At 67.7% G+C, this 22636-nt stretch carries 17 protein-coding genes and 3 pseudogenes; 9 read left to right on the forward strand and 11 right to left on the reverse strand.

What is annotated here, in order from left to right; genetic code table 11:
- Nucleotides 1-164 precede the first annotated feature (164 nt).
- Nucleotides 165-1460 carry an RNA-guided endonuclease InsQ/TnpB family protein gene (locus ACZ7M3_RS40210; protein ID WP_472070295.1) on the reverse strand — a complete coding sequence of 432 codons (1296 nt, stop codon included), beginning with the start codon at nucleotides 1458-1460 and terminating at the stop codon, nucleotides 165-167.
- Between the two features lie 293 nt (nucleotides 1461-1753).
- Here ACZ7M3_RS40210 and ACZ7M3_RS40215 point away from each other — a divergent pair.
- A pseudogene (locus ACZ7M3_RS40215) lies at nucleotides 1754-2287 on the forward strand (MFS transporter); the annotation flags it as partial.
- 149 nt (nucleotides 2288-2436) lie between these two features.
- Nucleotides 2437-3279 (forward strand): calcium-binding protein, encoded by an 843-nt coding sequence (locus tag ACZ7M3_RS40220; RefSeq protein ID WP_472070297.1) that lies wholly within the window; start codon nucleotides 2437-2439, stop codon nucleotides 3277-3279.
- Nucleotides 3280-3372: 93 nt separating this feature from the next.
- Here ACZ7M3_RS40220 and ACZ7M3_RS40225 read toward each other — a convergent pair whose 3' ends face one another.
- On the reverse strand, nucleotides 3373-4056 hold the full coding sequence (locus ACZ7M3_RS40225; protein ID WP_393017657.1) for a GntR family transcriptional regulator: 684 nt from the start codon (nucleotides 4054-4056) through the stop codon (nucleotides 3373-3375).
- A gap of 210 nt (nucleotides 4057-4266) precedes the next feature.
- On the opposite strand from ACZ7M3_RS40225, the gene ACZ7M3_RS40230 reads away from it, so the two are divergent.
- The 4 genes from ACZ7M3_RS40230 to ACZ7M3_RS40245 all read left to right on the forward strand — a co-directional run bounded on the left by ACZ7M3_RS40230 (nucleotide 4267) and on the right by ACZ7M3_RS40245 (nucleotide 9907).
- Nucleotides 4267-5001, forward strand: a complete 735-nt coding sequence (locus ACZ7M3_RS40230) for a rhomboid family intramembrane serine protease (RefSeq protein ID WP_472070299.1) — start codon at nucleotides 4267-4269, stop codon at nucleotides 4999-5001.
- Between the two features lie 251 nt (nucleotides 5002-5252).
- Nucleotides 5253-6464 (forward strand): acyltransferase family protein, encoded by a 1212-nt coding sequence (locus tag ACZ7M3_RS40235; protein WP_472070301.1) that lies wholly within the window; start codon nucleotides 5253-5255, stop codon nucleotides 6462-6464.
- Nucleotides 6465-6651: 187 nt separating this feature from the next.
- Nucleotides 6652-8040: a S53 family peptidase gene (locus tag ACZ7M3_RS40240; RefSeq protein WP_472070303.1), complete on the forward strand. Its 1389-nt coding sequence runs from the start codon at nucleotides 6652-6654 to the stop codon at nucleotides 8038-8040.
- A gap of 328 nt (nucleotides 8041-8368) precedes the next feature.
- Nucleotides 8369-9907, forward strand: a complete 1539-nt coding sequence (locus ACZ7M3_RS40245; RefSeq protein ID WP_472070305.1) for an FAD-binding oxidoreductase — start codon at nucleotides 8369-8371, stop codon at nucleotides 9905-9907.
- An 804-nt stretch (nucleotides 9908-10711) separates the two neighbouring features.
- Here ACZ7M3_RS40245 and ACZ7M3_RS40250 read toward each other — a convergent pair.
- Nucleotides 10712-10852, reverse strand: coding sequence for a hypothetical protein (locus ACZ7M3_RS40250; RefSeq protein WP_472070307.1), 141 nt, complete (start codon nucleotides 10850-10852; stop codon nucleotides 10712-10714).
- 156 nt (nucleotides 10853-11008) lie between these two features.
- On the opposite strand from ACZ7M3_RS40250, the gene ACZ7M3_RS40255 reads away from it, so the two are divergent.
- The 3 genes from ACZ7M3_RS40255 to ACZ7M3_RS40265 all read left to right on the forward strand — a co-directional run bounded on the left by ACZ7M3_RS40255 (nucleotide 11009) and on the right by ACZ7M3_RS40265 (nucleotide 12892).
- Nucleotides 11009-11629 (forward strand): DUF6230 family protein, encoded by a 621-nt coding sequence (locus ACZ7M3_RS40255; RefSeq protein ID WP_472070309.1) that lies wholly within the window; start codon nucleotides 11009-11011, stop codon nucleotides 11627-11629.
- Nucleotides 11630-11706: 77 nt separating this feature from the next.
- Entirely contained in the window at nucleotides 11707-12189 is a 483-nt protein-coding gene (locus ACZ7M3_RS40260) for a DUF6114 domain-containing protein (RefSeq protein ID WP_472070311.1), read from the forward strand.
- Nucleotides 12179-12892, forward strand: a complete 714-nt coding sequence (locus ACZ7M3_RS40265; RefSeq protein ID WP_472070313.1) for a hypothetical protein — start codon at nucleotides 12179-12181, stop codon at nucleotides 12890-12892. Before ACZ7M3_RS40260 ends, ACZ7M3_RS40265 begins: the two co-directional genes overlap by 11 nt.
- Nucleotides 12893-12953: 61 nt before the next feature.
- Here the strand turns inward: ACZ7M3_RS40265 and ACZ7M3_RS40270 are convergent, their stop codons facing one another.
- From ACZ7M3_RS40270 to ACZ7M3_RS40305, 8 genes and pseudogenes are all read right to left on the reverse strand, one after another.
- A complete protein-coding gene (locus tag ACZ7M3_RS40270; protein ID WP_472070315.1) occupies nucleotides 12954-13358 on the reverse strand; it encodes a hypothetical protein in 405 nt (134 codons plus the stop codon).
- A complete protein-coding gene (locus ACZ7M3_RS40275) occupies nucleotides 13355-13987 on the reverse strand; it encodes a DUF4232 domain-containing protein (RefSeq protein ID WP_472070317.1) in 633 nt (210 codons plus the stop codon). The genes ACZ7M3_RS40270 and ACZ7M3_RS40275 overlap by 4 nt, the downstream gene beginning before the upstream one ends.
- A 171-nt stretch (nucleotides 13988-14158) precedes the next feature.
- A complete protein-coding gene (locus ACZ7M3_RS40280; RefSeq protein ID WP_472070319.1) occupies nucleotides 14159-15754 on the reverse strand; it encodes a trypsin-like serine peptidase in 1596 nt (531 codons plus the stop codon).
- Between the two features lie 97 nt (nucleotides 15755-15851).
- Complete coding sequence (locus tag ACZ7M3_RS40285) at nucleotides 15852-16103, reverse strand: hypothetical protein (protein ID WP_472070321.1); 252 nt, start codon at nucleotides 16101-16103, stop codon at nucleotides 15852-15854.
- 898 nt (nucleotides 16104-17001) lie between these two features.
- Nucleotides 17002-17211, reverse strand: a pseudogene (locus ACZ7M3_RS40290) (chaplin); the annotation flags it as partial.
- Nucleotides 17212-18441 (reverse strand): annotated as a pseudogene (locus ACZ7M3_RS40295) (DUF7933 domain-containing protein); the annotation flags it as partial.
- Nucleotides 18442-18846: 405 nt separating this feature from the next.
- Nucleotides 18847-19200, reverse strand: coding sequence for a hypothetical protein (locus ACZ7M3_RS40300; protein ID WP_472070323.1), 354 nt, complete (start codon nucleotides 19198-19200; stop codon nucleotides 18847-18849).
- Between the two features lie 567 nt (nucleotides 19201-19767).
- Nucleotides 19768-22293 carry a SpoIIE family protein phosphatase gene (locus ACZ7M3_RS40305; RefSeq protein ID WP_472070325.1) on the reverse strand — a complete coding sequence of 842 codons (2526 nt, stop codon included), beginning with the start codon at nucleotides 22291-22293 and terminating at the stop codon, nucleotides 19768-19770.
- Nucleotides 22294-22636: the final 343 nt, after the last annotated feature.

Raw genomic sequence — 22636 nt, forward strand, 5'->3', positions numbered from 1 at the left:
TGAAGCGTCGGCTGGCCGATCACATCTGGAAGGTCATGCTCGCCGACGAACGGAGAGCCCATCCCACACCTTGACAAGACACAGAGGCACCCCCGGGAAACTTCAGCTGTGGTCCTCGCGCCCGCGCCGGACGACGTACCTGCTCCTTTGACATCCTCCCCCTCTTAAAGGAGGGGGATTCCAACCCGGGTGGGTTGAGGTTCACGGGCGCTCGAACGGCCGGTGGCCGCTGTCACCCCTCCGGCACCGGCTGATCGCCGGGGGGGAAACCCGCCCTGTCCTGCCGCGACATTGTTTGCTGCGTTCTCGTCGGCGTTGCAGGTGAACCCGCAGGACACGCAGACGAAGTCGGCTTGGCTCTTGCGCGACTTCTTCTCGATCCACCCGCAGGCGGAGCACCGCAGAGAGGTAAAGGGTGCCGGGACGTCCTCGACCCGGCCTGGGGCCTTGTGCTCCGTGCGTTGCCGCAGCAGGCCCCAGCCCTGAGCGAGGATCGCTCGGTTCAGCCCGGCCTTCTGCCTGACGTTCCTGCCGGGCTGTTCGACCGTCCCCTTCGCGGAGCGGGTCATGTTCTGGATGTTCAGCTTTTCGAATCGCATCAGGTCATAGGTACGGGCGAGCATCGTGCTGGTCTTCTCACACCAGTCCTTACGCCGGTCGGCCTCCCGTGCCCTGAGCCTGGCGACCCTGGCACACTCGGCGGTCCTGGCCTCGCTGCCCCTGGGGGCGCGGGCAGCCCGGCGCTGATGCTTACGGATCTGCGCCCGTTCCTTGACGGTGAGCTGCGGGCAGTTCAGCTTCCGCCCGTCCGAGAGGGCCGCAGTGATTTTCACGCCCCGGTCGATACCGACGGCCTCACCCGTGCCGGGCGCGTCGACCGGGGCGGGGATGACGGTGAACGCGATGTGCCACTGGCCGCTGTGGTAGGTGACACGGAATGTCTTCGCCTTCGGCGGCTCAGAGCCCTTGCCCTTACGGCTGAGCCGGAACCGGACCCAGCCGCAGCCGGGCACCTTCACCTGCGCCCACCGGCGGTTGAGTTTCCGGACGACGACCGAGCGGCCTATGACCTGCCTGCCCCTGGCGTTCAGTCTCGGTGAACCGTCCACCTCGAACTCCGCAATGCGGTTCGTGCCGATGACGCGGAAGCCCTCGTGCACGTACTTTCTGCGCCAGGTCGGCTCGCCGAAGCCCGAAGTGAACATGGCGTTCTTGGCCTTGGTGAAGTCCTTCAGAGCCTGCTGCTGCACATCAGCGTTGCCTGCGCGCAGCCATGCGTTGTCACGCCGGGCCTCGGTGAGCTGGCGGCATTGCTCGGCAAAGCCGGGCGCGGACGTGCGGCCCGGCTTCCAGTGCGCGTGCTGCTCGACGGCGAGGTTCCAGACGTACCGGGCGTGCGCGCAGTGGTCGAGCATGATGCCCGCTTGCTCGCTCGTCGGGTACATCCGAAACCGCGCCATGCCGTGAACGTAGCCCATACGTTCTCCGATCGCGCACGCCATCGATCAACATCACCTGTGTGAGTGGCCATCCCCGGCTTCCGAACCGGTCGGCACCGGCCACATGACCCTCAACCTCCCGTCACCACCGGCTTTTTTGCTCCCGTCACCACCGGCTTTTTTGCGGCCACCCTCAGCGCCATGGCGGCGACGCCGAATCGCCCTGACCGCGATTCGGCTTCCCCTGCCCCGCTCCGCGCGAGCGGGCATCCACCCCGGCCCTGAAGGACCGGGCACCCTGCCCGAAAGCAGGGTGGATCCCGAACGGTCTGATCGTCGGCTGCGAGTCCCTGTACGTGTCGTACGCCCCGGACCGGGCGGGTCTGCTCTTCGCCTTCGCGGCGTTCGGCATGTTCGTGGGCGATGTGACGACGGGCCGTTTCATCCCGCCCGCGGTCCGCGGGCGCCTGGGCATCCCGTTCCTGCTGCTCCTGGCGACGCCCTATCTGCTGTTCGCGCTGCGGCCGGGGGTGGCGGTGGCGGCGGGCGCGGTCGCCCTCGCTTCGATCGGCTTCGGGGCGAGTCTGATCCAGCAGGAACGCCTGATGGCCCTGACCCCGGACGAGTTGAGCGGGCACGCCCTGGGGCTGCACTCCTCGGGCATGCTCACGATGCAGGGGGTGAGCGCGGCGCTGGCGGGGTCGGTCGCCCAACTCACCTCGCCCGCAACGGCGATGACGGTGATGGCGATCACATCGGTCGCCGCGACGCTGCTGTTTTCGGGCCCCCGCCAACGCCAGGAAGTATCCACACCACAACAGAAGCAACCAGAAGTGAACGCCCTCTGAACGCCAAAAAGTTGTACGACCGGAGCCACAACTCCCCCGCGGAGGATGCCGTCGAACGGGGTGACCACACGCGCACAGACCTACGCGCGGACCTCATCGGCCCTCAGGGCCCCGTTGGGCCCATCGGGCCCCGTGGAGGAGAACCAACCATGTTCAGTCGCCGCATCACCGCGCTTCCGAGGGCGCTGGCGCTCGCCACCGCCGCCGTGGCCGTCACCCTCGCCGCCCCCGCGGCACACGCCGCGCCCGCCAAGAGCGCGACCGCGGTCGTCGTAGGCCAGAAGCTGTTCTACACGGCGGCCGCGGGTCAGACGAACCACCTGTCCGTCTCCTGGGCGCTCGGCGCGTTCGACCCGGATTCCCAGCTGAGCGACTTCATCTACACCTTCGACGACACCGTCAAGATCTCCCTCGGCGCGGGCTGTGTCCGCCCGGCCGGCGGCGACGACACCAAGGCCGTCTGCACGGTGACCGAGCCCAACACCTCGGCGTCCGACCTCGACTCCCTGATCGTCGACCTCGGTGACGGCAACGACACCGCGACGACCAGCAACACCAGCGGCGGGTACACGAGGATCTACGGCGGGCCGGGCAACGACACCCTGACCGGCCACGGCGTCGACGTCCTCTACGGCCAGGGCGGCAACGACCGTCTCTCCGGCGGCGGCGGGGTCTACGACGAGGGCGCGAACGGCGGCGCGGGCAACGACACCCTCGTCAACTGCAGCGCCGAGTGCCACGGTGGCGCGGGCAACGACAGCCTGTCGGGCACGAGCGGCGACAACTCGCTGTTCGGCGACGACGGCAACGACAAGCTGTACGGCAACGCGGGCCGCGACCTGCTCCAGGGCGGCCGGGGCGACGACACCCTGTACGGCGGCGCGGGCGACGACAAGCTGTACGGCAACAGCGGCAACGACGTCCTGCACGGAGGCGCCGGCAAGGACTTCCTGTCCGGCGGCCCCGGCCGCAACAAGACGTACCAGAACTGACCCGTTCGCGGGGTGGTCGGGCGGGCGTGCGGAACGCCGGCCCGACAGGCTCTCGGTCTCCCCTGGAGCCGAGAGCCTGACCCTCCCTGAGGTTCAGGCCTTGCCCGTCCCGGACCCCTCGACGGCGCGCAGGGCCTCGATGACGCTGGCCACATGAGCACGGGCGGCCGCCTCGGCGCGCTGCGGATCACGTGCGGCGATGGCCTCGACGAGGGCGAGGTGTTCGCCCAGGGAGACCTGAGGGCGCCCGGACTGCAGGGCCAGCCGGAACTGGTGGCGGACGATCTGCGCGTTCAGACGGGTGAGGAGTTCGGCGGCGGTGTCCTGGCCGGAGATGTCCCGGACGAAGTCGTGCAGTTGGCGGTTGAGCTCGGAGTACTTCAGGGGCTCGGCGGCCTGGACGGCGGCGTGCAACTGCTCGCCGAGTGCGAGGAGTTGCGTGATCTGCGCATCGGTGACCCGTTCGGCGGCCTTGGCCGCGCACAGCCCCTCGAGCACCATGCGGCACTCGTAGATCTCCACCGCCTCGCTCACGGACACGGTCCGGACCCGGGCCCCGCGGTTGCGGATCCGCTCCACAAGGCCGTCGGCGGCGAGATCGACCAGCGCGGCCCGCACGCTGGCCCGGGTGACGTCGAACTGCTCGGCCAACTCGGCCTCGACCAGGCGCTGTCCTGGCACCATGTCACCGGCGAGGATGGCCCCGCGCAGCGCGACGAGGGCCTGCTCCTTGGCCGCGGCGCCGCTGCCTTTGGCACTGCCGGTAGCTGGGGACACGTACGTACTCCTTCGGTCTCGAGCTCCTGGAGCGCCTCGGGCTTCCTCGAGCTCTCCGCTCTCCTGGGAGATGGTTACCGACCGTAGGATGGGTACACAAAATCGTCAACAATCTGGTCCCGACCGTGGGGATCCGGGCCCGGTGACTGCTGGCATCCTGGGGGTGCGGTCGTGGAGCGGATGCGGATCCGCCGGGGAGGGGAGCGTGCCATGGGCGGGGCGGAACGGGAACGGGTCGCTACGGGGCCGGTGGGTCCCGAGCAGATGATCGCGGAGGCGCGGAAGGCGTTCTTCGTGATGTTCGGGTTCCTGGCCCTGGTCTGGCTGGCGCAGCTCGCGAACTTCGCCGACCACTACGCACTCTCGCGGGACTACGGAGTGGTGTCCGGCGACATCGGCACGCTGCCCGACATCCTCACCGCACCCTTCCTGCACTGGAACTGGGCACACATCGAGAGCAACTCGGGACCGCTGTTCGTCTTCGGATTCCTCGCCGCCTACCGAGGGGTGGTCCGCTTCCTCGGGCTGAGCCTGCTCATCGTGGTGACCAGCGGCCTCACGGTCTGGTTCCTCGAGCGGGGTGACGTGGACACGGTCGGCGCCAGCGGCCTGATCTTCGGGTACTTCGGCTATGTCGTGGTGCGCGGGCTCTTCGACCGGCATCTGATCGACACCCTGATCGGTGTCGTCATGGCGGCCTCCTTCGCCTACATGCTCACCGTGGCGGTGCCCGGGACGCCGGGGGTGAGCTGGCTGGGACACCTCGGGGGCCTGATCGGCGGCCTGGTCGGGGCCTGGCTCTTCCGGGACCGACGCCCCCGGCCCGCCAAGGACACCCACGCCGGCGGCGGCACCGGCCTGACCACCCGCGGCACCCTTCAGCCCCGCCCCGACAACCCCCGCGCCGACCTCCACAAGGAACTCGGCGACCTGGGCCTGCTCTAACGCCCAGGGTCGGTGAAGCAGGTGCACGCCTTTGTGTACCTGCGTTGGTGGCGTGTGCGGCCTGGATCACACCGATAGACCCGTATCGCACGGTGGACAGTGGGTACGCGCCATCCGTGGGCCTCGGCGGCGCCGTCATCCAACCCCGAAGGGTGCATATCCGGCAACCTTGTGATTTGACCGTCGGGCACGTGATCGGGGGCTTCCGCGGCCTGTCCGAAAAAGAAGGACGACCCTGGAACGGGGGACGCATGACCCAGGCGGACGATCGCAGGGGACTGGCCGGCGTGGCCACGAGACAGGGGCTCGAGGGGGCGCTCGTAGAGGAAGCGCCGTTGCCGCAGGCGGCCCCCGGGCCACGGGTGATCCCGGCCAGACGGGGCGCCCGCGCGGACCGGCTCGCCGCGTTGGACGGGCTGCGATTCCTGGCGGCGCTGTCGGTGGTCCTCTTCCATTTCGTCGGCCAGACCCCCGGGGCGATGGTCGTCGTCTGGGGTCGCTCGTACCAGAGCACCTTCCCGCAGGCGCACGCCTACTTCGCCTTCGGACGGCTCGGCGTCGACCTGTTCTTCCTGATCAGTGGCTTCGTCATCTGCATGAGCGCGTGGGGGCGCACCCCGCGTGACTTCTTCATCTCACGCGTCACCCGCCTGTACCCGATGTACTGGATCGCGATCGTCGTGTCGGCGTGCGTCATCTACTTCGTCGACACCCCGTTCGGGCACCCCAACCCACGGGTGCTCTTCGCGAACTTCACGATGTTGCAGACCCCGCTCGGTGTGTCCAACCTGGACCCGGTCTACTGGACGCTCTGGCCGGAACTCTGCTTCTACCTCACGTTCGCGGTCGTGGTGTGGAAGGGCCTCACCCACCAGCGGGTGGTGATCTTCTGCGGGTTGTGGACGGTCGCCGCGGTGCTGGCGCCCAGCGCCCACATCCCGCTGCTCACGCAGATCGTGAACCCGACGTCCGCTCCGTACTTCATCGCGGGCATGGCCTTCTACCTCATGTACCGCTTCCGGCCGTCGCCGCTGCTGTGGGGGATCGTCGCCATGTCGTGGCTGCTGGCGCTGCACTTCCTGCTGGCACCCCACGGCGGCCGCGTCAACTGGGCCACGTGGGCGCCGTGGCGCGGCTGGCTGATCCTCGTGACCACGCTGTTCTTCCTGGCGATGGGCGCCATCGCGCTCGGCGGCACCCGCCGGATCCGCTGGCGCGGGCTGACCGTCGCGGGTGCGATGACCTTCCCGCTGTACCTGTTGCACGACACGATCGGAATGACCGTCGCCCACCACTACGGCGACCGGATCGACCCCTCGGCGCTGGTCGTGGCCACGGTGACCGCTTTGATCGTCCTGTCGTACTTCGTGCACCGCTTCGTCGAGCGGCCGATCGCGCTCGCCATGCGGCGCTCGCTGAACACGGCCGCGTTCGACCTGCAGCCGCCGACGCCGCGCTCTTGACGGGCGGTGGTACGACGGCGCCCCCCGCGCGCCATGAACGTGCTGGCCAAGCAGGCTGTTCCGCCGCAGGTGCTGTTTGGGTAAAGGGTTCGGCATCGAGTGTTCAATGGTCTTGTCCTGTGCATGTCTCACTCGATGGGATGCACGGAGACCACTCCGTGCAACTCAGGACCACCCAGGGGGATTCATGCACATATCCCGGACCGGGCGCGGCGTCGCGGCCTCCACGGCCGCCACCGCCGCCCTCGCCGTCGCCGCGCTGGCGACCGCTCCGCTGGCCGGCGTCACCACCGCCGCGCCTGCCGCCGTACCGCACACCAAGGCCGTCCCGGCCATCGCCGGGCACACCCTGGTCCGCGACGTGGCCAGCCCGCTCTCCAGTGAGCAGTGCCAGGCCAAGTGGCACATCGCCTGTTACAACCCGCTCCAGTACCGCACCGCGTACGACCTCAACGCGCTGTACCGGAAGGGCATCACGGGCAAGGGGCGCACCATCGTCATCGTCGACTCGTACGGCTCCCCGACCGTCCAGCACGATCTCGACGTCTACAGCAAGCAGTTCGGCCTGCGCAGCACCAAGGTCAACGTGGTCAAGTGGGGCAAGGTTCCCGTCTTCGATCCCAAGAACGCCGACATGACCGGCTGGGCGGGGGAGACCACCCTGGACGTCGAGATGGCCCACGCCGTGGCGCCCGACGCCAAGATCGTCCTGGTGGAGACGGCGGTCGCCGAGACCGAGGGCACCACCGGTCTGCCGGAGATGATGGACGCCGAGAAGCACCTGATCGACCACGGCGTCGGCGACGTCATCAGCCAGAGCTTCGGCGCCACCGAGGACACCTTCCCCGGCTTCGACAAGGGCGACTTCTCCAGCATCAAGAAGCTGCGCTACGCCTTCGAGGCCGCGAACCGCAAGCACGTGACCGTCCTCGCCTCCTCCGGTGACGGCGGCGCCACCGACCTGAAGGCGGACGGCAAGACCTACTACGACAAGCGCGTCAACTCCTGGCCCTCCTCGGACCCGCTGGTCACCTCCATCGGCGGCACCCAGCTCCACCTGAACGACAAGGGCCGGCGCGTCAAGCCCGACAGCGTCTACAACGACTACGGCTCGGGCGGCGGCGGCCAGTCCCACGTCTTCTCCCGCCCGGCCTTCCAGTACGGCGTGAAGAACGTCGTGGGCGCCCGCCGCGGCACCCCGGACGTGTCGCTGGCCGCCGCGGTCAACGGCGGTGCCTGGATCTACTCCAGCTTCGACCCGACCGCCACCGGTTGGGACGTCACCGGCGGCACCAGTGAGGCCAGCCCGCTCTTCTCGGGCATCGTCGCCCTCGCCGACCAGGCGGCCGGCCACCGGGTGGGCAACATCAACGAGGCGCTGTACGCCCTCTCCAAGCGTTCCGCCCACCACGACAAGAGCGCCGGCGTCGTCGACGTGAACGACGGCACGAACAACAGCTACGAAGGCGTCACCGGCTACAAGGCCGTCAACGGCTACGACATGGCCACCGGCGTGGGCACCGTCGACGCCCTCCGCTTCGTGCCCGCGCTCGCCCGAGCGAGCCACCGCGGCTGAGTCGCCCCTGCGAGTCGGCCCCTGAGAGGTGCCCCTGAGACGGCCCGGGTTCCACACCCGGGCCGTCCGTCTGTGCATCTGCAGAAATCAAGTCCGTGGATTCAGGCTGAGAGGATCGAAATACTCGAAATCGACGGCAGACTGATTCATGTCCGCTTACACATGTCCTCCTTCGGTATGCCGCCCTCTTCCTCGATTAGCGTGTCGGACAAAAGGCCACGGTCACCCTTGTTACTGTGCGGGCCCCAAGGGCTGCTCATGCAAGGGCCGTCCATACAGGGGCTGTCCATAAAAGATGTCACGCGCCGCCCTGCGGACAAGATTCGCCTTGGTCGAATTCTGGCGCAGTCCGGTCGAGAGGAAACGGACCATGCACGACTATTCTCGTCGCGGCCTGCTCAAGGCGACGGCGGCCGCCGGCGCCGGGGCGGTGGTTCTCCCGGGTGTCGCGGCAGGGGAGGCCCCGGGCGCGAGCGCCGCGACCGAAGAGGCCGAACACGCGAAATGCAAGCCGGCGAAGCTGACCGGCCGCATCGTCCGTCCCGACGACCCCGGGTACGCGAGTGCGAGCCTGGGCTGGGACGAGCTCTTCGCTCACTATCCGCTGGTCATCGTCTTCGCCCAGAACACCCAGGACGTGGTCAACGCGCTGACGTGGGCGCGGCAGAACGACGTCGCGCTGCGGGTGCGCAGCGGCCGCCACAGCCTCGAGGGCTGGTCGAACGTGGACAACGGCATCGTGATCGACATCAGCGAGTTGAAGTCGGTCCACATCGACACCGACTCGCGTATCGCGACGGTCGGCGCCGGACTCAGCCAGTTGGAGGCCGTGACCACCCTCGCGAAGAAGGACCTCGCGGTGACCACCGGGACGGAGGGCACCGTGGGTCTGTCCGGTGCGACGCTCGGCGGCGGATTCGGCTTCCTCACCCGCTACCTCGGCATGGCCTGCGACAGCCTGGTGGGGGCTGAGGTCGTCGTCGCGTCGGGTGCCGAGTGCGCCAAGGTGGTCAAGGCGGACCTGAACCACCACTCGGACCTGCTCTGGGCGCTGCGCGGGGCGGGGAACGGCAACTTCGGGATCGTCACGTCACTCACCTACAAAGCGGCTCGGCTGAAGAGCGTCACTTATGTGCAGGCGACGTGGGCGGGAATCGGGGACCTGCACGGGGTCTTCGACGCATGGCAGCGTACGGCGCCGACCTCCGACAACCGCCTCGGAACCCAGGTCGAGATCCACAAGAACCAGATCCTGCTGTTCGCGGTCCTCGCTGAAGGATCGCCGGAAGAGGCGAACGCGTTGCTGGCCCCGATTCTGTCGGTCGGCAACCCCCAGCTCTCGGTGCAGGTGGGTAACTGGGGCGACGTGTACGCGAAATTCCAGATTCCGACCGGGGACGAGCCCGCGAACTGGAAGTTCTTCTCGCAGTTCACCAGAAAGCCGTTCCCGGAGGAAGCGATCAGCCTGATCGCCTCATTCATGCAGGACGCTCCCACGGATGACAGCAACTTCTTCACCCAGGCCTTCGGCGGGACGGTCAGGAGGAGTCCCCGCGGCGGCGCGGCGTTCCCGCATCGCGACGCGCTCTTCTACTCCGAACCGGGCGCCGGCTGGGGAACGCGTACAGGACAGCCAGGTGTCTGCGACCCTCTCACCCCGCAGGCCCAGGCCTGGATCGCCGAGTTCAGCCAGGCACTGCGGCCGTACGTGAACGGCGCCTACGTTAACGTGCCGAACATCGGAATGCAGGATTGGGAGACCGCCTACTGGGGATCCAACTTCGACCGGCTGCGCAAGATCAAGGCGAAGTACGACCCCCGCAACGTCTTCCAGTACGAGCAGAGCATCCCGCCCGCGTTCTGCTGACCGAACCAACACAAAGGGCCGGCCCGGGAGAGAACCTCTCCCGGGCCGGCCCTTCTCGGGCGTCGTACGTGCCATGTCGCCGCACTGCGTCATCTACCTGTCCGCGGGCGTCCCTTCAGAAGGCGCACTGCCACCAACGATGTGGTGGATCGCCGTACGGCACAGCGTCAGGACGCTCGAGGATCTTCAGATCGAGAGGCTGCACGATGCTGTGGAGCTCGCGCGAGCTCTTCTTGGGGAGAGCACAGATCGCCAGCTCCAGTAGATCCCGTTCGTCCGCCGGTTCGGGGCAGCAGTCCGGGATGCCGCACCGGTCGCTGAACGGGGAAGGGAGTTGATCTCTTGGTGCCCTTGCGATGGCAGCCCACCGGGTGAGCGCCTGCTCGATCAGACCGGGCTGGAGCCGCGTCCGTTCCAGCAGAATGATCCGTGCTTGAGCTGGGCCGGAGAGCCGACCGACCTTCGAGTAGCTTCGATGTGCAGGAAAGTGCCTGTTGTCCGCCCTGAGGCGTGAGGGGCGCCTACGCGGCATAGCCCTTTCGGCTGTGCGTCATGGGCAGCAGTCTGACGCGCGGCTGGATTGGTGCGAAGGTAGCCCGTCGGCGTTGAGCGGGTCCGGCGCGCGCCTGGCGCGAGGCCACACGAAGTGGCGTACGCGGGTCACTCCAGGAATGGCGGGCTCCCCGGTCATGAAGTGATGGCGCCTGCGACCAGCTGTCGTCGGCCGTGACCGACCGCACGATGCGGCACGGCAGCGACAGCCGGTCCTCGCCCAAGGACGCAGGCCCGCCGGACGCAGGCCCGTCAGTGTCCCAGCGAGGGATCGCGACCCCGCACCGCCGGCTGGTAGCGGCGCGGCATCCGCCGTAGAAGCCCGGCCCGCGTCCACTCGGCGGTGGTCGGCAGATCGGAGACACCGACGGCGTCACTGGCGTCGCGTGTCATCCGTATGCCGCAACGGAAACCGATTCACCCGTCCGGCCGACCTGGCGTGCCGTCGGCTGACATGCCGGGAAGCCTAGGATCCGCCACTAGAGAGAGGGGCGTCGCCCACCCCTGTCTGGCATCGGCGAGCCCACGTCATGACCGGAAGGAGACGGGATGCTGCACCGCGGCAGAACCTCCTGGAAGCGCTTTGCCGCCGTCCTCGCGCCGAGTGTCATGGCCGCCGCTGCCCTCGGAGTCGGCATGGCCCAAGGAGCACTGGCCGCGTCGTTCCTCATCTCCGGCCAGAAGTTCCAGGTGGCCCTGGACACGCTGGACGTCCGTGGTCTGAGCATCTACGGCATGGTGGACGTGACCAGGAAGGGCACCCTGGTGCCCGTCTTCGTCACCGGGGCCAGCCGTGCGGAGATCAGCGGGCTGTGCCAGTCCGTGGTGGTTTCGGTCCCGGTTCTGGGCCCGTACACGCTGAGGATCACCGGCGGCGACCGCAGGCGGGTCGAGGCGAAGAACCTGTTCCTCGACGCGACCTCCTTGTCGAGCACGCAGGCGAACTTCGATGACCTCGACATCGGTGTGGCGGCGGGAGCGGTCAGCAAGGGCCCGATCAACCGGGGGGACAGGAACTCCCGGTTCTTCGACCCCAACGGCTTCGCCCAGCAGGCGGATTCGGCCTTCCTGACCGACGTGCACTTCACCACGGTCGCGGTCTCGGCCGCCACGTTCAACGTCCCGGACCTCGATGTGCGGCTCAGACAGGGCCACCACGAGTGCTTCTGACCCATCGTCACGAAACACCCATCCTTCGCGCCCGCTCGCCCCGTACTCCCGCCCGCCGAACATCACGGAAAGCCCACGTGTTCTTCGAACGATTCGGCAGGCGCCAGAACGTGCGCGTCGCCGCCACCGCCGCCCGACGAGGATTCAAGACCTGGCGGGACGAACGCCCCTTCTGGGCAGGCCTGTTCACCTTCACGGCGGGCTTGCCCATCATCTACTTCCCGTACGCGCACCTGAAGTTCGGCGCCATCACGCTGGCACTGTCGACCTCGGCCGGCGCGGGGTCGCTGATCATCGGAGTTCTCCTCGTGGCCCTGGCCATCTCCCTCTGGTTCCACCAGCAGGTGCGCGTGTTCGCGGGGATCGCGGTCATTCTGCTCGCCCTCGTCTCCTTTCCCGTCGCCAACTTCGGAGGCCTCCTCATCGGGTTGACCTCCGGCCTGATCGGCGGATCCCTGGCCTGTGCCTGGATTCCTCCGACGGCCGCCGCCGAGTCGCAGCCCGCAGCGAACCCCGCGTCAACGACCATCCCCGCGGGTGAGGACCACGGTGGCACGTGACGCCCTGACCGGCTGTGCGGCAAGCGGGCCGGAGTCCGATCCCCGCCGTCCGAGCAGTGCGGTGAAGAACCGCCCGGCCGGCCAACTGCTGTGGCCCCTCGCCTGCGCGCTGGCCGTGGCCGGCCTGCCCTTGGTCCTGCAGCTCGCCACACCAGCGGCCTCGAAGGCGTTGCTCGCCCCCGGCGGCATCCGTACGTCCAAGGCACCAGCAGATGCCGGCACGTCGGTCGCCCGACTGCCGGGCCGTCCGGCGAACGTCCCCTGGGTGCTGCGCGCCGACAGACTCGTACTCCACGGCGGTGCCTTCCGCGGCGTGGTCACCGTCCGGACCGCGGCCGGGTCCACGCGGGTGCTGAAGTTCACCGCACGGTCGCTGGACTTCGGCGACCTCGACCTGACGGCGGGCCGCGGCCGGGCGGCGATGCGTCTGCGGACCAAGCCCGCGACCACATCCACGGTCAAAGGCAGGGACGTGGTGACTCTGTACACCCAGAAACTGTCCGGCACGCTCGTCGGACTGGGCGGCGCTCCGCTCCCGGCGGACCGCAGCGTCACCGTCACCCCCGACGCACTGCCCCCGTGGCTCTCCCATCCCGCTGTTCTCACCCGCACCATCACCTTCGAGAACGTGACCGTTTCACAGGTCGCCCAGCTCAGCGGCGACATGTCCATCGCCGGGCCGGCCCTCAGCGCGAGGCCATGAGTCCGGCCGTACCCCTGTCCGGCGATCCCGCCGACGGACCCCTTCCAGCGGGGTCCACCACTCAACCTCTGCCGTCGAGAGCCGCTGCCTCGCCTGTCGCCCATCCGAGCTCCCGGCTGATGTCCAGCGCGCGGGCGTGGTGATCCATCGCCTGCCCGGCGTGCCCCCAGTCCCACCGGACCACTCCAAGGCTGTTCTGCATGGCTGCCTTGCCGTACAGATCGGCCTCGGCCGTGGCCGCGTCCAGTGCCGTCTGCGCAGTGGCCAGCCAGGTCGCCCGAGGCAGATGGAGCCAGAAGTGGCCGAGGAGTACGGAGGTGAGGTGCCAGGCGACAGGGCGCGGTCCGTTCCGGGCGGCAGCTCTGGAAAGAGCCAGGTCCCCGAGGCGGCGCGAGCGGCGTGCAGGTACCAGATCAGGAGCCGTTCCAGCGAGGCGCCACGGTTCGCCTGCGTCTCTTGGACTCATCTCGTGGTGATTGAGGGTGCCGTCGTGTCATGCGGTAGTGACAGGGAGATGGAGTCGCCGCAGGCATCGATCTGTGCCGCTGCATGATGTGTGTCCATGACTGGGACGTTCGTGCGGTCACGGTCGGGGTTGTGCGGTGCCGAGACCAGCGCTTCGCCCTCCTTGACGCAGTAATCGCCGGCGCCTTTCGCACCGCGGGGCGTGTATTGAAGGTCGAATTTCACTCCTGCCCCCTTGTGCAGGGCGACTGGCTTGGGGTGTCCGTGGCCCACGCCCTCCATGCTGTTCGCCTTTCCGTTGTGGACGCTGAATCCCGGGTAACCGGCGAACACGCAGGTCTTGGGCCCCTTGTTGGCAGCGGTCAATAGCGCGTTGCGTCGACTACTGCTTTGCGTGGGGAGCAGGACCAGCGTCCACGTCAAAGAACCGGTTCGGCACTCGGTGGGGTTCGGCGCCTCGGAGGACGTGGCGGATGAAGTGACGGACGGACTCGCCGCGCCACTCGCGGAAGTGGCGGTCCCGTCCTCTCCGGCTGTGTGGCCACAGGCCGTTACGGCCAGGCCCACCATGAGCACACCCAACCCGGCGGTGAGACGTGTGGTCGCTCGCATCGTTCCCCCTGAATGCATGGTCTATCCGTTTGACGAACGGTTGGGCGCCGCGGTCGCAGGCAGCGCCCGGAAAAATCTGTGTACTCAGTACGCGCGAGCCGCCTCGCACGACAGCGACTACCTGGCCGGGGCGCACGTAACCGGCATGGTGCGAGGCGGCTGTTGGGTCCTGCGGAACTGCTGTACGTGTCAAGTGCCCGGGTAGACCAGCGTGTTCTCGGTACCGAGAGACGTGTGAGCAGTATCGGCGTACAGGGTGGTCTCGCCGTCGGACCAACGAACGATCAGGTCGTCGTTGACGCCATTGGGCGTGTAGTTGCCCGCCGTCATGACCAGGTCGTGCTTCCACAGGTCGTTGGGGTCGCGCATGCGGGCCTCGGCGCCGAGGCCCGCGGTCGAGGTGGCCACGTAGGTGTCGAGCTCGCCGTCCACCCAGCGTACGAGAACGTCCCAGTTGGCCTTGCCGCTGAAGTTCCCGCTGGTCAGCAAGGTGGCGTTCTTCCAGGTGTCGTTCGGAGCCAGAAGGCGCTTCTCGGTCCCGAAGGTGCCGGCACCGACATAGGTGTAGAGGGTCAGTTCGCCGTCGACCCAGCGCACCATCAGGTCCGTGGCGTACTTTCCGTTGTGGAACTGTCCGGCCGAGATCTGAATTGCGTTCTTCCAGACGGAGCCGGCGGGCGCCATCCGGACTTCATTGCTCATGCCCGAAGCGCTGACGTCCGGGTAGAGAGTGACCTCGCCGTCGGACCAGCGCACCATGAGGTCGGAAAGATCGGAGCCGGTGAAGTCCCCGCCTGTGATGGTCTCCGCGTGTGTCCAGGTGGAGTTGGGCGCCTGAAGCCGTTTCTCCGGCAGGAACGCGCCCTTGCCGTCACCGGGGTACAAGGTGACTTCGCCGTCGGACCAGACCACGATCATGTCGCTGCGGCGGTTGCCCGTGTAGTCGCCCGAGGCCAGCAGCTTCGCGTGCTGCCACAGCGCCGCTCCTCCGGGGAGCTTCGCCTGGATGCCCTGGTACGGGGGCAGGTTGGACGGAGGCTGCCGGTCGGCTATGGCGTCGGCGAGGAGGTTGGCGGCGTCGGAACCGAACGCCGGGGCGTAGCTGATGTAGTCGACGTTCGCGTCGTTGCCGCCGCCGTTGTAGCCGCCAAGGTTGCCGATGACGTGGCCGGAGCGGGCGTCGTCCTGGTAGTCGGTGATCCACGGGCTGCCGGAAACGCCACCGTAGTAGCCGCCACAGGTCATCGACATCTGACGGAACCCAGGCAACTGCTCCGTGGGTACGGTGCACTTGATGGCCTGTCCGGCTCCGTTGTGGTCCTTGCCCGGATAGCCCACGACCGTGATGTCTTTGTGGTTGTAGCCGGTCGGCCGGGTGAAGGTCAGCCCTCCACCCACGGCGTCCTGGAGCTGCTGGCCGCGCTGATTCGCCGAGACGCGAGCGAACGCGGTGTCCAGATCGGACCAGGGCTTCTTGGTCGACGAATGGCCACTGTCAGGTATGTAGCGGGGGTCGATGAAGGTGCGCTGGATGTGGAAGATGCCGTAGGGCTGCTGGTCGGGTCCCGCGCCTTTGATGAATTTCGGTACGAAGATGTAGTTGTTGCTGTAGCCGAGTCCGCAGTGTGCTGCGGTGAGGATCACGTTCCTGGCCGGGGTATCGATCACGCTGCCGGTGCACGACCAGTTCGTACCGGTGGGGCTGCTGGAGCCGAAGAACGTTCCTACGAGGCGGGTTCCGCCGAACAGGGTGCCGTTCCGAGAGACGTTTCCCGCCGCCGGCATCGCATGTTTGTGGGCGGACGGTGCTGACCGGAGGGCGTTCAGCGGCTGGGCGTTCGCCATGCGCTCTGCGGTCCAGTACTTGGCAGCCTCCTGGGCCTCATGGCCCGCAACTGCCCCCGGAGACGCCGACGGAGACGGAGGCGGGGACGAGGTCGTGGACGGGGATGAGACTGCGGGCGGAGAGACGACCGCGGAGGGGCTCCGCGTGGGCGCTGACGCTGACGCTGACGCGGATGGTCGAGGCGTGTTCGTGGCGGTCGGCGTGGCAGCGTCCGTGGCGGCGGACGGACGCGGTGACGGTGACACAGCCCATGTGGTCGGGGCCGCGGCGCCGAGTACGGCCGCGCACAGCACGGCGACGACTGGCAGGTGTCTTCGATACGACAACGTTCCACTCCTGTGGGCTTCACGGAATCTGAGCACGAAAAATCGGCCTACTGTCCCGAGTGGTTCCGCGGAAAGCCGGCGGTAACGTGAGGGATGGGGTGGCCAGTTGCACACAACGGCATGGGGCAGCACTACGGCCGCCATTCCCTTTGATGTCACGAGGTGGTACTGGTAGCGCGGCTCAGCCGTGCTACCGCCCTGGGAATGTGCCTGTCACGTACATCACGCTCACCGAAACTGGCCCCCACTGCGCAGAGTTGGGTCATATTTCGAGAGGTCTTCAGCGATCTCGCTGACGAGAACCACCTGGGAAAACAGGCAGGTTCGATCAGACTTGGCAGTGGTGTCCCGGCTGGGCCGGACGTTGCACCGCTTCGCACGACAAAGCCCGGATCGATGAAACGGGCGCCGCACCGACGGCTGCCAGTGCACGGTGGCCAGGGCGGTACGCTGGCGACTTCGGCGAAAAGAGCATGGAGATTCCCCCTGAATCATGCCCGCCACCTGGTCGGATGGCAGCAGACCACGCGATGTTGGCATGAGTTCCGCAATCAGGACCAGGGAGTTGAGCAAAGCTTGAGGGCTGGAGGCTGTGTCCTGAGACGTGGAACGCGAGACCCCTCACCCGCGGACACGTACACCTCGGCTCATGCCCCAGTTCGCGAAAGAGGCCGCCGATGCCCCGGTCGCGTCGGTGCCCCGCAGGGAAGCGGTGCAGGGACAGTAAGAGCCGTGACCAGGACGTCGCGTAGCGTTACGTCCCGTCCTGTCCCTGCCCGCACGGGTGATGCCAGCCGGACGATCTGGGCCCGCCGGGACCTGCCCGGTCCCGGCGGGGCGAGTGACCTGGTCGGCTAGCCGTTGACGCAGACGTTGCCCGTCGCCGGGTTGAGCAGTCCGATGACGTTCACGGAGTTGCCGCAAGCGTTGACCGGCATGTCCACCGGTACCTGCACCACATTGCCGGACAGCAGACCGCCCGAGCCCGTCGCGGTGCCCACTGCTGTTGCTCCCTTTTTCTTGACGATCAGGGTCGCGGGGTCCGGGAGATTCAGGCCAACCGTGGTGATCGCTTCGGGGCGGTTCACGTAGGTTCCCGCCTTGTCGGCGGTGACGTTCACCGTGACCGTGCAGGACTTCTCGCCGGCGGCCAGGTCGCCACCGTTCAGAGCGACGGACGTGCCCCCCGCCGTCGCGGACACCGTGCCGTCGCCGCAGGTCGTCGACGCGTTCGCGGTCGAGGCCACCTTCACTCCGGCGGGCAGGTTGTCGGTGAAGCTGAAGTCGTTCTTCGCCGCCAGTTCACTGGTGTTCGTCACCGTCATGGTGAGCGTCGACGTGTCACCCTTGTCCACGGTGGCAGGACTGAACGCCTTGTCCAGTTGCGGAGTCGCATCCAGGATCCGGATGTTGTCGAATGCGTGGTCATTACCGAACCATTCGCCTTGCTCATTGACCATCTTGATGCCCAACTGGCTGTCATTGAACAGTACAGCTCTGTTGCTGGCGAACGCCCCGGCTCTCAATCCGTTTCCTCCGGGATAGGGCTTGGAGTTGGGATCGGCGCAGGGATTGATGGGGGTGGTGAAGGTCGGGATGTCTGACCCGTTGCCGGTCAGATAGAACTTCAGCAGCGGACGAGCTTGGTCGCAATTCACGGCTGCTACATCCACTGCGAAGGTGATGTAGCGGTTCGGCTTCGCGATCGGAATCGGCCGCTCGGTCTGGAACTCCACCCGGTCGGCGCCAGGTGGTACCCAGTTGGTGTAGGCCGCGACCACGTGGTTGGTCGGCGGATTCGTTCCGCCCACCTGTCCCAGCGCATTGGCCATGTTCTTCAGTACCGCCGGGCAGTCAGGCTGATCAGCGCCGGTCTGATCGAGGATGATGCCGTTGCACTGTCCGTGGTCGAGCCATGGGGGGTCGGCTGTGTATGTCTCGTTGAGCGGTGGAGCGCCGACGTAGTCCTCAAGGAAGATCGGAGTCTCGCCTGCGGTTTCGAAGTCTTCGGCGAACACCGTGACCGGGGCCTGCGGGACCCCCGGAGTGCCAGGCGCATGCCGGGCGTTCACACCCAGCGGCATCACCAGGGCCTGGGCTTGAGGGGCCAGCGGAGCACTCGCGATCGCAAGTGCGACCAGGGACACCGGCGCAGTGCGCGTGCGCCAGGAAATCTTAACCGCGGAAATTTCCACCATCTCTTTTCCAATCGCCACGGCGTACCAGCAACAGCGGACATGGGAAGAAATGGCGCAGCCCAGACTATTAGCTATGCACCCCGATGGGCAGGTCGCCGACATTCCAGCACACGCCCTCAAAAGAAGACAACCAGCGAGCGCGGCGACTGCATGTTTCACCGCATTGGTCGCACTCGGACCAAAATCCTGTAGACGTGTATCAGAATTTGATCCGGTGATATGACTCGCGACGGCGGGGCAGGCCCCTCGGTTCGATCCGGGTCCGCTCCGGCTGCTGCTGTCGACTGCTGCGACGGCCGGACAGAGATGCTGGTGTACGCCCTCCGCCCGGCCTCGTTGATGCCGGCCGTGGATGTCAGAAGCCTTCTGACCCTCGCCGGCCGGACGGCCGAAGACTGCAAGGAACGGTCTTCGGCCCTCCGGCTGGGTAATGGCGGCCGTGCCGGCTATGACGACGGGTGGCAGAGGGTGTGGGCCTCCGCGTCACAGCACAGCCTCCAAGGCGGGCTAGTGGTGGCCGAGGTAGCGGTCCAGGTCCCAGCCCCGGCCCCGGTCCCGGTCGTGGCCCCGGTCCCAGCCCCGGTCGTGGCCCCGGCCCCGGTCCCAGCCCCGGCCCCGGTCCCGGTCGTGGCCCCGGTCCCAGCCCCGGTTGTGGCCCCGGTCCCAGCCCCAGCCCCGGTCCCGGTCGCCGAAGTGGCCGTCGCGGTCGTGGTCGCTCCTGTGGCTGTGCGAGTAACCCCTCCCGTTGTCGCGGTCGTGGCCCCCTCCGGCGCCCAGGGCCGGCATGGCGGCCGCGCCGACGAGTGCGCCCGAAGCCACACAGGTGGCGATCAGGCGGACCACCGTACGAGAAACAGACATGAATCTGTCACCTCACGTTCGTGCACACCGACCCTGGTCGGGGTCGGGCGTGCAATCCGAAGTTCCCGGCTCGGTGCCGAGGCCCCACACTGTGGCCCTCCATGGCGACACCAGACCAAGGAATCGATTCGCGTTACAAAGTGCAGATATATCCGTAACTCTCCCTTGTATGGGCCATTGACGTCGGGGAGGGATGTGGGTGTCGGCTCCGTCCTGGCTCGGAATCACGCTGAGAGCAGGAAAATGAGCAGCTGAGGGTCCGTGACACTCTTGGCTGCCTCGCTGCCTCAACTCCTTCGAACGGCCCAATGGCTTCAGTAACAACGGGGAGCCTCTGTTCGGGGGACCGTTGCGGTCCGCGGCGACCCGGTCGATCGGTAACAGGGTGTCGTCGTGATTGGGGGACGCCGTGGTGAAAGCAGCCTTCGCGGCCTGGAGGCCAGGGTCGCCGGTACCTCCACGGCGTTGGCGAGGCAGCCGGACCCGGGTCGACATCCGCTGGACCCCTGGCGCCCGTGTCGTATCCACCGGGTGAGCCGGTCGCCATACCTGAAGGCAAACGGGCACCTACGGCGATCCGTAGGTGCCCTTCTTGCTGTGCCCCCGGCGACCTCGTCCAGGCGCGCCGGAGGCCCGTGCGTGTGAGGGTGCGGAGTCCAGGTCTTGTTCGGCCCAGATGACTTTGCCGCCCGATGTCGTGCGGCAGCCCCATCTGCGGGACAGCTGGGCGACCAGGAAGAGGCCGCGGCCGCTCTCGTCGTTGGCGCGTGCGCGACGTAGACGTGGAGGGCAGTCGTCGGTGTCGAACACCTCGCAGGTCAGGACTTGATGCTGGATCAGGCACAGACGGATCGGGCCGGTGCTGTGGCGGACGGCGTTGGTGACCAGTTCACTGACGATCAGCTTCGTGGAGTCCTCAAGACCTTCCAGGCCCCATTCGGTCAGTCGGCGGGCTGCCAGGTGCCGGGCGCTGGGGACAGCGGTCCGGTCGTTCGGCAGCGTCCAGGAGGCGACCTGGGTGGGGCTGAGTGAGAGCGTCCGTGCCAGGAGCAGGGTGACGTCGTCGGATGGTGCCTGGCCCTGGAAGGTCTCCGTGGCTCGGGTGCACAGGTCTTCCAGGGAGCGACTGGGTTGTGCCAGGGCGGTGCCCAGGCGGCGCATTCCCACGTCGATGTCGTGGTCGCGGGTTTCGACCAGGCCGTCGGTGTACAGGGCGAGGAGACTTCCCTCGGGCAGTTCCAGCTCCACGGCCTCGAACGGGACCCCCAGCCCGATGCCGAGCGGGGTTCCGGTGGGAAGGTCGGGGAAGGTGACCCGGCCCTGCGGGTCGATGATCGCGGGCGGGGGATGCCCGGCCCGCGCCATGGTGCACCGGCGGGTGACCGGGTCGTAGACGGCGTACAGACAGGTGGCGCCTACGACCGTGGGGGTCTGGTCCGCGGCGTCGGCGTCTTGCTCGGCCAGTCGCTGGAACGTGTCATCGAGATGGGCCAGCAGTTCGTCGGGAGGCAGCTCCAAGTCGGCGAGCGTGCGTACGGCGGTGCGGAGCCTGCCCATGGTCGCGGCGGCGTTGATGCCGTGTCCGACGACATCACCGACGACGAGGGCCACCCGGGCGCCGGACAGCGGGATCACGTCGAACCAGTCGCCTCCGACGCCGGCTTCCGCGTCGGCCGGCAGGTAGCGCCAGGCCGCCTCGACCGCCGCGCCGCCCATCAAACGGCTGGGGAGCAGGTTGCGTTGGAGGGCGAGGGCCGTGGTGTGTTCGCGCGTGTATTGGCGGGCGTTGTCCAAGGACAGCGCGGCCCGGGTGACGAGCTCCTCGGCGAGGAGCAGGTCATCCTCGTGAAACGGAACGGGGTCCTCGGTGCGGAGGAACAGTGCGATACCCAGGACGGCGCGCCGCGCAATGATGGGCACGATCATCAGGGAGTGCATCCCGTACTCACGGATCTTTTGCGCCCGCGCTGGATCCTGGTCGACCCATGTCCCGGGGGAGGCGTCCAGCACCGGTTCCAGGTGGGACCTTCCCGTGCGTACAACGCCGGCGAGCGGCGAGGTCGGGGGGACGAAAACCGTCTCCCCTCGCGCAAAGGTCGATTCTGGGATTCCTGGGTGGATCGAGGCCTGACCGGCACGGAGGAAAGCGGTAGGGCGATGGCTCATCGTGTCGATTCGGGGCGAGGGCTCTTCGCCGAACGGGATGGAATCCCCCAGGTCGACGTAGGCGTAGTCGGCCAGCAGGGGCACGGCGAGGTCGGCCAGTTCCTGCCCGGTCTGCATGACGTCCAGGGTGCTGCCGATACGCGTGCTGGCCTGGCTGAGGATGGCAAGGCGCTCGCGCGCCCGCTGACTGCTGGTGACATCCACGCTGATGCCGCACAGCCCCAGTGTCTTGCCGTCCGCGTCCTGGAGGCAGAAGTACGAGGCCGAGAACGCATGCTCCCGGCGCGGATCTTCCGCCGGCCACGCCCGGTACTCGTGGACCGCGGTGGTGCCGTTCCGCAGCGCCTGCCGCATCACCGCTTCAAGGGCTTCGGCCTCGAAGCCGGGCCGTGAACCGGTGAGTCGCCGGCCCAACCGCCGGTCACGGGAGATGCCGTCCTGGCTCTCCATCGTGTCGTTCACCCAGACGCAACGTAGCTGCGGGTCACGAACGATGATGCCGATCGGCGCACGGGTGAGAAGCGACTCCCGCACCGATCCGTTTCTCGCTTCCTGGGAGAGCCTGCCGATGTCGGTGACGGACACAAGCCACCGGAATGTTCCGTCCTGCCCCCACACCATCGAGATCCGATGGTTGATGTCGAGCATGTGGCCGTCGCGGTGGCGCACCGTCATCGCGCCCGACCAGCTGTTGTGGGCACGCCACTGCTCGATGAACGCCGATATCGTCGGCGTTCCCCCGGAAGACGGCAGCACGAATGCGCCGGAGCGGCCCACCACGTCCCCGGCGGAGTACCCGAGAAGCTGCTCGGCGGCCTGCGTCCATGCGAACACCGTCCCACGCTCGTCGAGCATCGCGACCGCCGACTCGGATACCTCGCGCGTGTTCAATCGCTCACCAAGGGTCAGCTTGTCAGTGCTGGTCATCGAGCTGTCCTCCTCACCTAGGGGACTGTCGTTCTCGCGTAGGTCGGATGCGGCTGCGGCGACCAGGACCACGGCAGGGTGGACAGCTGGAGCAGCATGTGTCCGGGCAGGACGTGGACGGCCTCGGCCGGGTCCTGCTGAGATCAATCCGACCAGATTTGCCCCTTTTGGTAATGGACCGGACAGAGCTCCGATCTGTGACAGGGCTGCAGCCATGGCTGATACCAACGTGGTCCACCACGGCCGCCGCAGGGCCGCGGGAGGGGTGGACACGCGGGCGCCGCAGATCCGGCAGGGCGGCCGCCGACCTCCCGGCACAGGCAACCCCCGCGCTCCCGTAGGC

The organism is Streptomyces sp. NPDC111656, assembly GCF_055656965.1.

What these genes read in the sequence shown, in the direction of transcription:
- ACZ7M3_RS40300 (WP_472070323.1), bottom strand. Translation starts at nt 19,200, where the DNA reads ATGTCTGTTTCTCGTACGGTGGTCCGCCTGATCGCCACCTGTGTGGCT.
- ACZ7M3_RS40305 (WP_472070325.1), bottom strand. Translation starts at nt 22,293, where the DNA reads ATGACCAGCACTGACAAGCTGACCCTTGGTGAGCGATTGAACACGCGC.
- ACZ7M3_RS40235 (WP_472070301.1), top strand. Translation starts at nt 5,253, where the DNA reads ATGACCCAGGCGGACGATCGCAGGGGACTGGCCGGCGTGGCCACGAGA.
- ACZ7M3_RS40250 (WP_472070307.1), bottom strand. Translation starts at nt 10,852, where the DNA reads ATGACACGCGACGCCAGTGACGCCGTCGGTGTCTCCGATCTGCCGACC.
- ACZ7M3_RS40255 (WP_472070309.1), top strand. Translation starts at nt 11,009, where the DNA reads ATGCTGCACCGCGGCAGAACCTCCTGGAAGCGCTTTGCCGCCGTCCTC.
- ACZ7M3_RS40230 (WP_472070299.1), top strand. Translation starts at nt 4,267, where the DNA reads ATGGGCGGGGCGGAACGGGAACGGGTCGCTACGGGGCCGGTGGGTCCC.
- ACZ7M3_RS40210 (WP_472070295.1), bottom strand. Translation starts at nt 1,460, where the DNA reads ATGGCGCGGTTTCGGATGTACCCGACGAGCGAGCAAGCGGGCATCATG.
- ACZ7M3_RS40220 (WP_472070297.1), top strand. Translation starts at nt 2,437, where the DNA reads ATGTTCAGTCGCCGCATCACCGCGCTTCCGAGGGCGCTGGCGCTCGCC.
- ACZ7M3_RS40280 (WP_472070319.1), bottom strand. Translation starts at nt 15,754, where the DNA reads ATGCCGGCGGCGGGAAACGTCTCTCGGAACGGCACCCTGTTCGGCGGA.
- ACZ7M3_RS40270 (WP_472070315.1), bottom strand. Translation starts at nt 13,358, where the DNA reads ATGAGTCCAAGAGACGCAGGCGAACCGTGGCGCCTCGCTGGAACGGCT.
- ACZ7M3_RS40275 (WP_472070317.1), bottom strand. Translation starts at nt 13,987, where the DNA reads ATGCATTCAGGGGGAACGATGCGAGCGACCACACGTCTCACCGCCGGG.
- ACZ7M3_RS40240 (WP_472070303.1), top strand. Translation starts at nt 6,652, where the DNA reads ATGCACATATCCCGGACCGGGCGCGGCGTCGCGGCCTCCACGGCCGCC.